Source organism: Halorussus limi, from assembly GCF_023238205.1.
Lineage (GTDB): Archaea > Halobacteriota > Halobacteria > Halobacteriales > Haladaptataceae > Halorussus > Halorussus limi.
In genome coordinates this window covers 3025496-3039178 of sequence record NZ_CP096659.1, presented here as the reverse complement: position 1 = coordinate 3039178, position 13683 = coordinate 3025496, and the positions used below count along the sequence as shown (strand labels likewise).

The window sequence follows — 13683 nt, the reverse complement described above, 5'->3', positions numbered from 1 at the left end:
TAACCGCGACGCGTTCAACTGGCGACACCGCTCGACTGGAGACCACAGTATTGGCGATTCAATGCCAGGTACTGTCGGTGACGCGCAACGGACACTCCACGACAGATACGAGCAGACGCCGGTGATCAACGAGACCGTGGAAGTACCGTCCGAACACCAAGAACGTCAGACCGAAGAGACGACTGAGGACAACGGTATAGAAGTTGAAGATCTCGTAGCAAAACTACGAAGCTAAGTCGCCACCACGCGTCTGCCCTTCCTCCGCCAAAATCAAACTACGCAGAATGACTACTGAGAGAAATCGAAAAAGGGGTTAGTGTCTCCCCTACCTTTTCGGCTCCCATTCTTCGACATAGGCTCCTTCGCTGAGCATGAGCTGAACCTCCTCTAGCAGAAGTAAATTCTGTATAGAGTAAGATTATTCTGAATAGATAATCGACAAGGCGTATGGAGCTTCCTTATATTCCCGAACCGTCTGATAGCGAGGTTCGAAAGCGAGTAGATTCTGAAGAAGTAGCAAGAATGTATGCAGAAGGTGGTGACCGAATAGTGGATAGCTGGGAAATCCAAAGCGCCGTGAATTCTTACCTTTGGGAGAATTGGAAAGAGACACTACAACAACACAGTATTGGATGGACCGATTTCCAGTCCAAAACCAAATTCGCAAATAACACTATTGAATCCTGGGCTAACGAAAGAAAGGACTGGAAAGCAGTTCTAAACGGTCACGCAGAACTTCTCAATGCCAAACTCCGGTAAGGAAGAGTCCTTGGCTGAAATGCCTCTGATCTATACAATGGGGCACCTACGACCGCATACTCAAGACCCGATCCTGCGAATCCAACAGCTCGTATAGTTCCCCATAGAGATTAGCACAACTATTAGCTGTCGTCCGATGTGGAGCAACGGTTGACAAGGTGTCAAAGTCCCCGACCACAACCAGTCGCTTCCGGGCACGCGTGAGTGCGACGTTCAATCGCCGTGGCCCTTCCTCGGGGAACGTCAGGAACCCACTGTTTCCCTCCGGGTTACTCCGTACGAACGAGACTATGATCGCTTCCCGTTCACCTCCTTGGAAGGAGTCAACCGTATCGACTGATACCTGGTCCACATCGTCAGCATCAAGTCTATGTAGTTGTGACCAAATCTTCCCAATTTGTCCACTATACGCGGAAATGATGCCGATATCTGCCGGTTCAAGCCCAGACATCATGAGGAGTTTGACCTGCTTCGCAACGGCCTCCGCTTCAGCGACGTTATACCGCGAGTTCCCGTGAGTCTCCTGTTTTTCCGTTCCTTCGATATCGATGAGTGCCACCGGTTTTAGATCGTCAATTTGCCAATCTGCGTTTTTGTCCGCGGTTTCCAGATTCCCGTCGTAGAACGCTTGGTTGGGGAACTCGGCGATCTCTTCGTTCATCCGATACTGGCGGCGCAGAAGGACAGAAACATTGTCTCCGTACTGATCCAAGAGGTGCTCAAAGAGCGAGATATGCATATCCTCAGTCTTCATTGACTCATCAGCACAATACGGCGGGAGCTGCTTGTGATCGCCTGCCAGCACTACCTTCTGCGCACAGTTGACGACAATCGCAGTCGCTGGACGACTCGCCTGCGTCGCCTCATCAACGACTGCAACGTCAAACTCATTCTTATCGAACTGCGCTGCACCACTCGTTGTTGCTGCGACGACATCCGCACTCTTCGGGGAGACATCCATGTAGTGTGATTGAACGACTTTGTTCCGCGAGTTATGCCCGACTCGGGCAATCGTCAGTTCGGCTTCACCTCTTTCCTCATCGCATACAAACGCGTGAAGTGTATCAGATTCGGGGTCATTCACCGTACTGTCTCCCACTAAGAGATTATCGACCGCTTGGTTTGAGTGAGCGGCCACCAGCACAGACTGCCCTTGGGTAACAGCATGCTTGACGTACGCTGTGAGGGTACGCGTCTTCCCAGTGCCAGGTGGCCCGTGGATACAAACCATATCCTCCGCACTGTCAGCCCAGACCAACGCCTGCTTCTGATACGGGTTAAGGTCCACCTCCACACTAGGGACCGCAAACTTGTTCGGCGAGAACCTGACTGGCCGACTCCCGGTAAGCAACTTTCGTTTTCCTGTGTCTGATTTCACCTCGTTGATCGCGTCTAACCGCCGCTCAAACGGAATTGGATTAAGAAGCGGAGTTACCCAGAAGTCGGTCTGTTCGTTTGCCAGTAGCTTTTCGACAACGGGACGATTCTCAACGGTCTCCCAGTCCGGTTGAAGCGTCAACGAGGGGCCACTCACATTCGTTACTTCAGTAGCAATGGGGAACTCATCGGTGTCGCTCACCGTATCTAGGATATAGAGGTTATTCGGGTACACATCTTCGTCCTCGAAGAGGTCGATATCCTCATCATCCTCAGCGGTAATTTGGAAGATGAACTTGGGATTTCCATCGTTCCCTCTACCTTGGGTTACGGGAACGAATGGCCCGACCGCAGACCCACGGTCGACGAGTGTTTCAATCCCGGTCTCACAGTGTTGATCCCAGTTCGTTTCACGTTCGGTGTCTCGTTCCGTTCGGACAAACTCCAAGAGGTCGTTGAAGAATGCATCCTGTTCAGCCGAGGAGGATTCCGACCGCGGATTCACCCGCGTCTCCGGAAAGTCGATGTCTTCGAGCTCACTGTCCTCAACGAGAGTTGCGTCAGGATGCCAGAATTGGAGGCGTTCACAGACGACTGTTCCAAGCAGTGTGTCAGCAGAGGTGAACCGAGTGACACCGTTCACCCCAAATGACGAATCATACCAGCCGATTTGCTCCGAATCAGGGCGCCAAAGAACGTACTGCTGGGTAGGGGTTGGATCGTTTTCCTGGTGTAGGGGAATCGGGTAGCTCTTCTTATTCTGCTGGTCTGGCTTGACAACGGCCTTTGCATGTTCTACAGTGTCTTTGACATCCTCGGCGGTGTTGATCTCCTCTACGCCGTCACCGCTTCCGTTTGAAGGTTTGCCGTGAGATTGATAGAGGGACGCATTTGCCGCTTGCCAGTTCTTAAAGAGACCGGCGAGGGCTTTCTGGTTCGAGACTGTGGAGGACTCGGCCATGCTCTGTAATCTACCGGGATACGGCTTTCCCGCCAATTATAAATCTGCTGATTTGATGATTCGTGGATTCAACCCCTCCGGGATCGGATACCTTCACCCAGAGTTCCTGCTCCAGAAAACTTATCTTGTCAGACATAGGTCCTTCTTTCGTGGCACGCGATAACAAAGACCGGTACGGCTATCGACACCGTTCTGACGATGCCTATCAGATGGGCGAATCCAAACCGGGGGATGTCGGTGATAGTAAGGGGACATTCCACGACCGAGCGATGGCAGATTCCAATGTTATCGTCGATGGCAAGGTACAGTCTCAAGAGTCCTACCAGCGGTCCGTAAAGGAAACCGGTTCCTCCAAGCAATCCGCAAAATCGTCGAAGCCAAAAAAGGAGAACCGGTCCTCCGGGAAGAACAAGTATCAAGGGCCGAAGGTCTCTCAAGACGAAATCGCCGGGAAGACCGTTGAAGTCGAGATTGAGAGCGACGGCGGCACCTTAGACACGATGGCCCAGTACAAGAACCACCAAATACACGTCGAGGGCGGAGTTCCCGGCGAAACCCGGCGTGTAAAACTTGAGAAAGGGAAAGGGTACTTGATTGGTCGGCCGATCCGCCTAAAGGAATAACCCCCCTCTCTATTCACTCCATATTCCTCACCCAACACTCCATTCTCACCGTAGCAGGTGTAGTAATCGGTCGTCTCCTCATTCTCACGTCTTACAGCGTTCTTCTAAAGACGAAGGACGGTGTTAATCAGATGCAGGCTTTAAAATAATAATCGAGACTTCATTTACGACAGTATTGGCAAGTTAGCGCCTATAACGTTGATTCTATTCCGTGCATAGTTGCCAGTTAATGGCTGCTTCGACGATTTCCTCGTGGTTGGTAAAGGTGTTGGACTCATTCCGTACTATGGCGTCTAAGTATTCACGGTGATCATCCATATTGCGGATTTCAACTGCTGAGTCTATGTCGGTGTCAAGAGTGGCTGCAATCCCTTTTGCAAGTATATCCATGGTCGAATCGAGTTCGCCACTATTACGAACAAGGTCCTCAATCGTTTGCTCGACAGTAGGACTACCAGTTAGGTTGACAGCGAACCCCTGTTTCTCACTCCCCGAAGCCTCACCGGCGAGCAATGCTACGACGTACTGTCGCACGGCTTCAGTCACGAAGTCATCTACTGTCTGAACATCTTCCTGGTCAGATGTCGTGACGGACCATTCGGCTAATGCCACTGCCAATGGATCAAGAGAGACAGTTATGCTGTCTCCCTCAGTCGTTTCAGCATTTCCGTTCTCGCGCTCTGATTCGGTATCCGCCTCCTTAGCGGACTTGTCACCCTCAGGAGTAACTGTACTTTCAGTAGTGGGATTGCCTTCGCCTGTCTGGGGGTCTTGGCGTTCTTGACTGGCCTCTTCGACGGGACTGCTCTGTTCAGGGCTAGCCGACTCGCCTTCCGGTTCTTGTTCAGGCTCGTTATCTTCTGCCTCCGTGTTCCCGGTCGTTTGCGCACCCTCCGTCTCCGCTGTAGAATCAATCTCTTGGCCCGTGCCGGGCTCACCGTTGTCATCGTTCACCGAGTTATCAAGGTCGGCTTCGGATTGCGATTCTCTGAGTTGTTTGGCGGCTCGTTGAGAAACCATGTTCTTCGGTGTAAGCGACGAGGTGTCCAGTTGTTCTGTCGCCTCCATAGACGTCTGGTCACCGCGGGTAACACCAGTCGTATCGATTAATCCAGTCTGTCGATGCGTCGCTTTCTCCTCAGCGTCATCGTTCGTCGAATCATCGTCTGCTGTCATGGATTCCGTATCAGACATTGTCGCTTGCGTTTCTTCGGAGTGGTTTGGTGCGTCCAAGCTTGTCGCTGCGTTGGGACCGTGATGAAGTAACGAGGCGATTTCTGCTTGGTTGATCCCTTCAGCTTCGAGGTCGGGGTCGTCATGACGAGTAAGTGACGGTACTGAGAACGAATGGAGGAGTTCCGTACTGGCAAACTGCTGGAGGTTCCGCTCACCATTCGACACGACGGTTCCACCACCTGCTGCCGGAGGTAACCGCCACTGCTCGCCATCAAATAGTGTGTGCTTGTTTGTATCGCCGGTCCCCCAGACGACGCTGTCGAAATCATTGAATTTCCCGCCGGCACCGCCGTGACGGTGAATGATAACGGTCTCCGTCGGATCCACAGCATCGTGGACGGACTTGAGGGTCTGTGGAGTAGGATGGTTCACCAACTCGTACTCGTGAATCGTGCACCGACCTTCTGCCACCGGGTCATTGCCAGAGCCCACTAACTGCACAACACATGCATTCGCGTTCTCACGAAGACAATCGAACAACCGTCCGCTACTACGTTCACGGGGGATCTCCGGGCCGGCAATCGTGATGACACCGTGCCCAAGACACGTTTGCGGGTCCTCGAACACCGGGATTTGCTCTATGCCAGCGCAATCGTAGTCAAGTCGCTCATAGAGTTTAGCGACCTGACCGACAACACGAATCGGCACACCGAGATCATACTCTTCCCGCAACGCATCTAACAGGTAGGCCACTTGGACACCGACCAAACCGCTGGTCGCCACGAGCGTCGGCGCACCGCCATGTGCGTGTTCAAGCGCCGTCCCAAGCGCGTTAGTGAGCGACCTGCTAAACGACTCGTTCGTTGCAGCAGGTAAAAACAGCGCATCAATATCGATGAACTCCTCTGGAGGGAAGCCCGTAAATCCGCCAGCACTCCGACACGTAAAGTCACCGGTGGCCAACAAGTGATAGGTCTCTCCATCATCCACTACCCGCACTAGAAACCCAACAGCTCCCGGAATATGCCCGGTAGGAACAGGATGGATCTCAACTTCGGAGGTGATAGACCTCCAATCTTCAACCGGTGTGATCGCGTTGGTAACCTCGCCACTCGCTCGGACTCCATACTCATCGCTCGCAACATCAAAGACGTCACCGAGAACACTGGCGGTTGCCGGCGAAGTAAAGATAGGAATTCCGTCACGGTGAGCCGCCGAGAGGCTAGAGTAATGATCCAGGTGGGCGTGTGTCAAGCATATCCCAGCCAGCCGATCATTCGATTCCAAGAGCCGATCAACATCTACTCCTTGGATGAAGATATTGAGTGTTCTAGAGATACTAATTCTTGTTAAGGAACGGGTAGTTCAATATGTCTTACGAGGAGCCCGAATTGCCCTCTTAAGGAGTCACTATGTCGAGGAAGACATGGGGCGAGATAAATTCGGCACAGACGGTTATCAGTGGACTTAACCAATAGACGGATGGTGAATGTATGTAGGCAGTCATACCAGTTATCAGCCACGGTAGCCACAATCCGATCCATCACTTCCGAGGAGACGAAATCTGGTTGAACGCATCTTTGACGCGATCATAGAGGATGGCCGTCAGATCGTCGGCGGTATACGGCCGGCCCGGAAGGGTCCGATTCCTGAGCCAGTTCCGGGCATTAATGGCGAGCGATGTTTTCAATGTCTTGGAATGTCCCTTTGACGGACGCAGTCATGGAAGTTGTTGGGTTGTACGGCTAAAGTGTTTCCTCACACTGTCATTTAGAGTCTCTCTGGCAGACTACATCCTGTAGTTCTTCATAGAGTTCTGGATGGTGTTCCCGTAGTACTTCTACGTCTTTAGGAAGTTCATCTTGGATACGGCTCCTAACACGTGAAATCGCTTGATACCGCTTATTTTCATCGGCCTCCTCTGTATTCGAGATTTGCTTTCTGTCAGTCTTTGTCAGTAATGCTCGGGTCCGCGCCATCTTGCCCTTGCTTCCGCCGCCCATTGCAAATATACCCACCATTTGCAAATACACAAACTTTGCGAATGGGCAAACATATGCAAATATGCAAACTACTAAGTCAGTGGGAATTCGAGAACTAAGTGAGAACCCGTGTCCCGGAGAAATCCCGGCGGGTAGGGCCGCCGAGGCGGGTTCTCAGCACCAACGCCAAAGAACCCATGAAAGAATTAACCGCAGAGGATGAAGAAGCTGCTGATAGACTAACTGAAGATATATCCCAATTAAAACAAATTTCGCTCGGGGAAGGGGCCGCGACGTGTCAAGTGTGCGGTTCCTTTCTTCGTGAAGGTGAGTCTGTCGTTGTGTACGTGTTTCGGCCGGCTAGTGAGGTGATGTTTCAGGTTGGACACGTGATTTGTGGTGACGGGAGGCACGAGTTGCCGAAGGAGTTCACGCTGGGTGTGCGTGAACTTGTTGTGTCGGGTCATGTTGGCTGGTGTTCAGACGGGGCGACGCAGTCGTCGTGGCCAGTGTTGTTGGATCCGGAGGTTTTGTTGGTGAGTGCGGCGGCGACGAAGTCGGTGCGGAGGATTCCGGATGGCGGTACGGCTGTGAACGCTACGACTAGTTTCGAAAATCGTGAACCGTCGGAAAAGATGTCCTTTGGCGAGGCACGACGGCGAGCGGACCGGCCTGACGTCGACGAGGTTCGCAGGTTGTTCTGGAGTGATCAGCGATGACGTTGAGCGGTTCAATACTCAGAGATTCGCATCTCGATGTCGAGCTGGACGTACCGCGGTCGGTGGAGGAGATGTTGTTGCCAAATGTGTACGTCGGGCTCGAAATCGATCTGCTGTCGCCTGGTGATGGTATCGTTACGGATCGGCATCATGCGTCGGCGGATCGGTATGAGGCGGATGATCCGATGAATCAGATTGAGGGACAGATTTCGCCGTTCACTCTGAGCGGGTGGCTGCGTCATGGGTGTGAGCAAGTTGTCCAGGTTGCTGGGGCGACGGCGTGTCATCCGGGTGAGCCGGATGCGGATTATATGCGGGCGGAGACGTACGAGCGCGATTTAGAGTCGGGGTACCACGAGAAGGGAGCGTGCCTCAATGAGCACGGTGATGGGTGTGTTGTCTATGACTTGTTCGGTGGGTTCGGCGATCAGCCGGGGAAGTTGCTGCGTCGTCCGGTGTCGTTCTCGCCGATCCGGCGGAATGTGGATGTCTTGAAGGGTGAGGCGGAAGCGCACTACCGGCAGGTGTCGAATCAAGTTCGGTCGCGGAACGAGGAGGACGGTGGCGAGCCGCTTCGGCAGGCGGATCGTGACGTGCTCGGGAACGTCGAGGGGACATGGAAGTTGACGCTCCGGGAACTGAAGCCGGAGTTCGTGGGGTTGCTCTTGGAAGCTGTGTCGTTCCTTGACGCGCATAGTGATGAGTTCGAGTTCCAGCTCGGCGGCGCACGGAATTTCGGTGCAGGCATCGCTAATGTGTGGGTGATCAATCCGCTGTACAGCGACCGAGAGGTGCGCCGCGTGTTCGACCGTGCGAAGGCGACGACGTCGGCGATGGAGGAGAAGGACGAAGTGTGGCGGTCGGAATGCCGGCCGGAGTTCGTCCGGGCGTTGCAGGCGCGCGTGGCGGCGCGTGATGGTGATGTGCCGATGCCGGACGGTGTGTCGGGAGGTGGTTCGGCGTGACGGATCCTAACGAGTCGTCCGGGGAGTCGTTGCAGCCGCCGACGGAGTCGATTCGCCCCTCGGTGTCGAAGATTGACTCGAAACAAGCGGCCGGTGAATCGGAGGACGACGGGTCATGTGTGAATCCAATGGTTGCGGTGTATCGCCATGACGTCCACAAGGCGCGGATGCGTGGTCATGAGCATGCTGAGGAAACGTTCCGTGGCGTGCGTGTGAACGAGTCCGTGCCGTTTGGTGCGGATCGGGATGCGGCGTTGTTGAGTCGGCCGCGCGGGGAGCCGGAGCAGACGGTGGATGCGCACGAGTCGTGGTTTCGCGTCTCGCTGTTGACTGGGCAGGTTGCGTCGTCGGTGGAGCCAGTTAGTGATATTGGCGGGTCGCTGTTCAAGGTGGTTCGCATCAAGGATCCGGCGGCGTTGCATGCGGCGTGGTTGCATGCGACGGTGCCGTCGTTGTTCAGTGAGTCGCCGTACTACCCGTACACGTCTTTGAAGTATCATACGTTGCTCGTGGCGGCGTTGCTGGATAATTACCGGGCGGGGGTGTCGTTCGATGAGTTGTTCCTCGCGGTGACGCCGAGTGACGGCGACCCGGCGGTGGTACCACATCGGACGGTCGTGTCGACGAGCGGGTTCGCGCTGCACGTGACGAGTGAGCCGGGTGATCGGCCGGCGGCGCGGCTCGGGTCGGGGCCGGCGCGGTTGTTTGCGGACGTGTGGGCGCGCCTGCCGGAGGTCCCGTTCGATGTGGATGGGGAGCGTCGGTGGCGTGTGCTTGACGCGCAGTTGCGCCGGGTTCGGTCGTGGTCGGTGGCGCTCCAGTTCATTGAGGAATACAGTGCGGCGCTCGCCCCATCGCCGCTTGATGGTGCTGGGCCTGGGGGTGATGGGGTGTGACGCGGATCCAGCAGGTGCTGTTTGAGTTCGACGGGCAGTACCTCGGGCATCCGTACTTCGTGACGGGGAACGCGTTGTTCAATGCGGTCGCACGGCGTGTTGATGCGGAGACGCGCCGGTCGCTGCGCGTAAGTCATGGGGTGTTCGTGCCGGGGGAGTACGGTGAGTACCCGGCTGGGGCGTCGCAGGATGGGTATGCTGGGAAGCTCGGGCAGTCGCTGCCGGACGTTGAGGTGTACGAGGATTTGTTCGTGTTTCGTGATGCGGCGCAGCGGTGGTTGCTGGATTCGCGGCCGCGGGACGCGCATAACGTCCACGACTTGCAACTGCACGGTGGTCGGGTAGCGTTCGACGATACGTGCTGGTTTGGGCGGCCAGCGGGGCAGCGGAATCGGCGGCGGTCGGTGTCGTGGTACCTGCACTGCTACCTCCACAGTAGGCAGGGTGACGGCAGTGTTGTCCCGGTTGATGAGGATGTGCTTGACGGCCTGCAGGTCGGTGGTGCGCGGAACTACGGGTTCGGCGAGGTCTCAGTCGTTGACACGCAGATCGTGGATCTGGACGCACTCGACTTCTCGCGGCTGAAGGCAGCGCAGGCGAGTGGCGAGTCGTGCCGGATTGAGTTGGTGTCGCCGTTCGTGTTGGAGTCGGAGCATCCGAGTGGCGATGCGCAGGACGTGCCGTGGTGGTGGCGTGTCGACACGGACGAACTGAGTCCCGTGTCACAGGGCGGGTTGCGTCGCCGGGCGACACGGCTCGTGGACGGTGACGAGACGTACGCAGTGACGACGGTGGATCACGGGCAAGTCGTGCAGTATGCTGGTGATGAGCCGGTCGAGACGGCGCGGAATGGTGTGTTGCGTGTTGGGACGCATTCGCGGTTCGGGTTCGGTGAGTTCTGTGTCCGCCCGGCGAGTGAGGATCGCGTCTCGGAGCGTAGGGCTGCCGGGGCTGGAGGTGAGGTGTAGTGGTGTTGGAGCAGGTGGCGTTCGATATTGAGACGACTGGGTTCGGCGTTGATGACGAAGTGACGGTGGTCGGGTTCGCGGTGTCGATGGGTGTGCAGGTGTTCGTTCAGACGGGGAATCGTCCGGCGCGAGAGCTGCAGGCGACAGTGCAAGAGCAGGTGCCGGTGCACGTAGACGTCTCGACACACGAGTGCGAGGAAAGTGTGCTCGCGGCCGTGACGGAGTTTGTTGCGGAGCGACTCAGCGGCTCGGACGTGTTGTTGGTCGCGTACAATGGTGAGCGGTGGAACGGCGGGTTCGACGTGCCGTTCCTCCGGACGCGGTATGCGCAGCTCGACATGCAGTGGCCGTTCGTGGACGTGCCGTACGCGGATGTGATGCCGCTCGTCACTGACCGGTTCAACACGACCGTCAACGGCGATGACCAGCACGATCTGGGCAGCGTGTACGACCTGTTGTGTGATGGCGAGTACGGCGACCTCGATCCGTTTGATGGGAGTGACGCGGCCGTTCCGGCGTTTGAGAACGGGTGGTTCGCAGAGTTAGTGCAGCATAATGTCGCGGACGTGTTGCGGACGCGGGCGCTTGGCCGTGTCGCTGAGCGGTACTGCTCGAAATCGGAGTTCAAAGTGAAGTCGCTTACCCCGACCAGAGAGGTGTGACGTGATTCGAACTCACCTATCCCCGGGATCTGTAGGTCGGCAGAGGAGCTACAGTGCCCCGTGGGATCCGGGGTGACTGCCGATCTTGATTCAATGGAGAGCCGTCTGAGTACCTGCGGTTTGAAGCGATACATCACTCAGCACTCGGAGCGTCGACGAGTGACCGATCAACGCGAGGACGAAGCATGGCAGAGACTGAACCACGACGGCATGGTGAATCGAGCGGCGAACGAACGGGTAGTAGCGGGGCTGATCGGCCGGGGCACTGTGAGTGTCACGAGACGGTTGACCCGGACACGCGTCAGGATGTCTTGGAGGAGTACAAGCATCGATGTCAATCGTGCGGGCGGCGTGGTCCCGAAAAAGGCGGGTTGGCGACGCTGCATGTCCACCACATCGAACGTAACCCGGACGAGATGGGCGAGCACGATATGGAGAACTTGACGTTGCTGTGCCGGCCGTGTCACAGTTGGCTACATCAGCAGGCGACGCCGGGTGACTCGCCGGTGACGATTACGGACGCGGATCGCAGCGTGTTGCTCCCGCAGGACGTTGAGGTGCTGCAGTTCCTCGCGGCACACGGGCCAAGCCGGACTGGGGATATCGCGTCCGGGATGACCGCGGACCTGTCGGTGTCTGCGGTCCGGGAGCGACTCTGGGTGCTCATGGGACTTGACAACCGTGTCGAGTCGCGTGATCGGCAGATCGTGGATAAGGATGTCGAGACCGGCGAGTGGGGGCTCGTCGATCAGATTGAGAACTCTGCTCGCGGGCACATCCCAGACGACCGGCAGTTGCTGTTGCAGCGCATGGAAGATGAACAAGTCCGGCAAGCGCTGGAACGCGGGTGTGACCGAAGTGACGTTACTGAGGTGCTGGGTATCTCCCGCCGCACAACGTTCAACAAGGTGAAGAGAGCGTACGCCTATGATTTCCCGTTGGATGCGTTCGGGCGGGGTGGACGCCCGACTGATGAGTCCAGACGGGAACGGAACACGCAGGCCACGAAGAGCGAGTCGGACCAGCAGCAACGGCTCGATGATGTCGCCGAGCAAGAGGATGCAGCGTTAGGGCGGACTGAAACCTGGGGGACGCGCGAGTCGAACACGGATGGACAGGCAGCGCGTGATGGTGACCGACGGAACGACCGATCAGCAGATGACGATGACCTCAGTGATGAGCTGCGGACGCATCTGCAGCAAGCAATCGATTCGTTACAAGAGGCGAATTCGGCGCTCTGACTGACGAGTTGGACGCGGATGAGTCAGTATCGGTTGCGGCAGTAGTCCATTGGAGATGCGATAGATGGGTCTCTCCGTGAAAAATGAGCGTTGGTGAGGCGTCGACGTCGTGTTTACTCTACGGTTCGACTGGCGAGTGGTTCGTCGCTTTCGAGCAGGTCCTTCATGTGCTCGTTTGCGGCGGCGAGCCCTTCCTTCAGCGAGACTGCGTCCATCCCGATGATGTTGTTTCCGGCATACAGCGTGAGTCGATTGAGGTCCCGCGGTCCGAATGGGTCTTCGTGGAAGTGGAGGTCGTACCGGTGGCCGTGGTGGATGATGGCGTCGGTTTCCGTGACGATGTCTGGCAGTTCTTCTTGGGTGAGCGTGTGCGAGGTGATTTGAAGAGCACCCGTTTTGAAGCTCTCCCGCTCAACGGCGAGTTGAGTTACGTTGTCCTCGCCGCGGGTGCCCAGGTATCCGTGGACGAACTCTTCGAGCGAGCGCTGCGTTTCTGTTTCATCCAGGATGCGTGTGGCGACGTCGTCGAGGGTGGTTTCGCCGGACTGTTGTTGGCTGCGTAAGCGTTGCACCGTGTGATGATTGAGCCACACCAGGTTTGGGCTGGTGAGGACTTCATCTCGGTCGGGGAAAGTGACTGCGCCGACGGTCTGCCGTGCGTCTTCGACCTTCTCCTCTGCAGCTCTGAACAACTGCTCGGCGTCCTCGCTTGTGACCGACTGGCTCACCGCCGCTCCCTCGTCCGCTTCGGTCGTCTCGCTGAATCCCGTGCCGGGTGTGGAGAGGAGGAGCGTTGCTCCGTCGTAGGTCACGAAGTTGTTGTACTCGTCAACGTACTTGTAGAGTGCCCAGACTTCGGCTTCGCGGCGCGTGAAGTTCGTCTCAGCGACGTACGTTTCGATGCGGTCTGCGAGTTGGTCGTGCAGGGTTTGGCCGAGTTCCTGCACGTCGGTCTTGGAGACGTCCTCTGGGTACTCGTCGTGAGTCTCACAATGGTCTGCTATTTCGTTGAGCTGTGCTCGGACGGTCTGTTCTGAGTCCGTATCGTGCGTCATGTTTCTTTTTCTCGGGTTCGGTGTGCCGTTCGAGCGACTATTTCGATCATACCGTGGGCTCTGCTCCCATCTTCGCAGGGGTAGGCCCGGGTTTGGTCGATGGGTGCGTCACGTTGTTCTGCGCTCCCGTCGTGTTGGAACGGCAAACCGTTTATCTCGCAGTTAGTTATAAACCCTCGCCCTCAAAATAATCCCTTATAGCCGTTTATCAGTCCTAACAGTCTATCTAAGGGCGTGTCTTGGCTAACGAGCTGCTCGCGGTGACGCGGTTACGAAAATTCCATCGCGGACGTTTGGGC

General features: G+C 56.4%; 11 protein-coding genes. 8 read left to right on the top strand and 3 right to left on the bottom strand.

What is annotated here, in order from left to right; genetic code table 11:
* The first annotated feature begins 447 nt into the window (after positions 1-447).
* The gene (locus M0R89_RS15525) at positions 448-759 is read left to right on the top strand and encodes a hypothetical protein (protein WP_248649986.1); all 312 of its coding nucleotides are present in this window, start codon (positions 448-450) and stop codon (positions 757-759) included.
* A 46-nt stretch (positions 760-805) separates the two neighbouring features.
* Here M0R89_RS15525 and M0R89_RS15520 read toward each other — a convergent pair whose 3' ends face one another.
* Positions 806-3097: a DEAD/DEAH box helicase gene (locus tag M0R89_RS15520; protein WP_248649985.1), complete on the bottom strand. Its 2292-nt coding sequence runs from the start codon at positions 3095-3097 to the stop codon at positions 806-808.
* Between the two features lie 149 nt (positions 3098-3246).
* On the opposite strand from M0R89_RS15520, the gene M0R89_RS15515 reads away from it, so the two are divergent.
* Positions 3247-3720 carry a hypothetical protein gene (locus tag M0R89_RS15515; RefSeq protein ID WP_248649984.1) on the top strand — a complete coding sequence of 158 codons (474 nt, stop codon included), beginning with the start codon at positions 3247-3249 and terminating at the stop codon, positions 3718-3720.
* 204 nt (positions 3721-3924) lie between these two features.
* On the opposite strand, the gene M0R89_RS15510 is transcribed toward M0R89_RS15515, so the two are convergent.
* On the bottom strand, positions 3925-5886 hold the full coding sequence (locus M0R89_RS15510) for an ICP22 family protein (protein ID WP_438267668.1): 1962 nt from the start codon (positions 5884-5886) through the stop codon (positions 3925-3927).
* Positions 5887-7075: 1189 nt separating this feature from the next.
* Between M0R89_RS15510 and M0R89_RS23635 the strand changes: the two genes are divergently transcribed.
* From M0R89_RS23635 to M0R89_RS15485, 6 genes are all read left to right on the top strand, one after another.
* Entirely contained in the window at positions 7076-7597 is a 522-nt protein-coding gene (locus M0R89_RS23635; RefSeq protein WP_497007279.1) for a DUF8112 family protein, read from the top strand.
* Entirely contained in the window at positions 7594-8562 is a 969-nt protein-coding gene (locus M0R89_RS15505; RefSeq protein ID WP_248649983.1) for a hypothetical protein, read from the top strand. Before M0R89_RS23635 ends, M0R89_RS15505 begins: the two co-directional genes overlap by 4 nt.
* A gap of 128 nt (positions 8563-8690) precedes the next feature.
* Positions 8691-9458 carry a DUF8168 family protein gene (locus M0R89_RS15500; RefSeq protein ID WP_368408880.1) on the top strand — a complete coding sequence of 256 codons (768 nt, stop codon included), beginning with the start codon at positions 8691-8693 and terminating at the stop codon, positions 9456-9458.
* Entirely contained in the window at positions 9455-10426 is a 972-nt protein-coding gene (locus M0R89_RS15495; RefSeq protein ID WP_248649981.1) for a hypothetical protein, read from the top strand. The genes M0R89_RS15500 and M0R89_RS15495 overlap by 4 nt, the downstream gene beginning before the upstream one ends.
* On the top strand, positions 10426-11088 hold the full coding sequence (locus M0R89_RS15490) for a ribonuclease H-like domain-containing protein (protein WP_248649980.1): 663 nt from the start codon (positions 10426-10428) through the stop codon (positions 11086-11088). The genes M0R89_RS15495 and M0R89_RS15490 overlap by 1 nt, the downstream gene beginning before the upstream one ends.
* A 185-nt stretch (positions 11089-11273) precedes the next feature.
* A complete protein-coding gene (locus tag M0R89_RS15485; RefSeq protein WP_248649979.1) occupies positions 11274-12329 on the top strand; it encodes an HNH endonuclease in 1056 nt (351 codons plus the stop codon).
* 113 nt (positions 12330-12442) lie between these two features.
* Here M0R89_RS15485 and M0R89_RS15480 read toward each other — a convergent pair whose 3' ends face one another.
* The gene (locus tag M0R89_RS15480; protein ID WP_248649978.1) at positions 12443-13384 is read right to left on the bottom strand and encodes a hypothetical protein; all 942 of its coding nucleotides are present in this window, start codon (positions 13382-13384) and stop codon (positions 12443-12445) included.
* Positions 13385-13683 lie beyond the last annotated feature (299 nt).

Excerpts from the sequence above, each read along its gene's own strand:
- M0R89_RS15525 (WP_248649986.1), top strand. The coding sequence starts at position 448 with ATGGAGCTTCCTTATATTCCCGAACCGTCTGATAGCGAGGTTCGAAAG.
- M0R89_RS15520 (WP_248649985.1), bottom strand. The coding sequence starts at position 3,097 with ATGGCCGAGTCCTCCACAGTCTCGAACCAGAAAGCCCTCGCCGGTCTC.
- M0R89_RS23635 (WP_497007279.1), top strand. The coding sequence starts at position 7,076 with ATGAAAGAATTAACCGCAGAGGATGAAGAAGCTGCTGATAGACTAACT.
- M0R89_RS15505 (WP_248649983.1), top strand. The coding sequence starts at position 7,594 with ATGACGTTGAGCGGTTCAATACTCAGAGATTCGCATCTCGATGTCGAG.
- M0R89_RS15500 (WP_368408880.1), top strand. The coding sequence starts at position 8,691 with ATGGTTGCGGTGTATCGCCATGACGTCCACAAGGCGCGGATGCGTGGT.
- M0R89_RS15485 (WP_248649979.1), top strand. The coding sequence starts at position 11,274 with ATGGCAGAGACTGAACCACGACGGCATGGTGAATCGAGCGGCGAACGA.
- M0R89_RS15480 (WP_248649978.1), bottom strand. The coding sequence starts at position 13,384 with ATGACGCACGATACGGACTCAGAACAGACCGTCCGAGCACAGCTCAAC.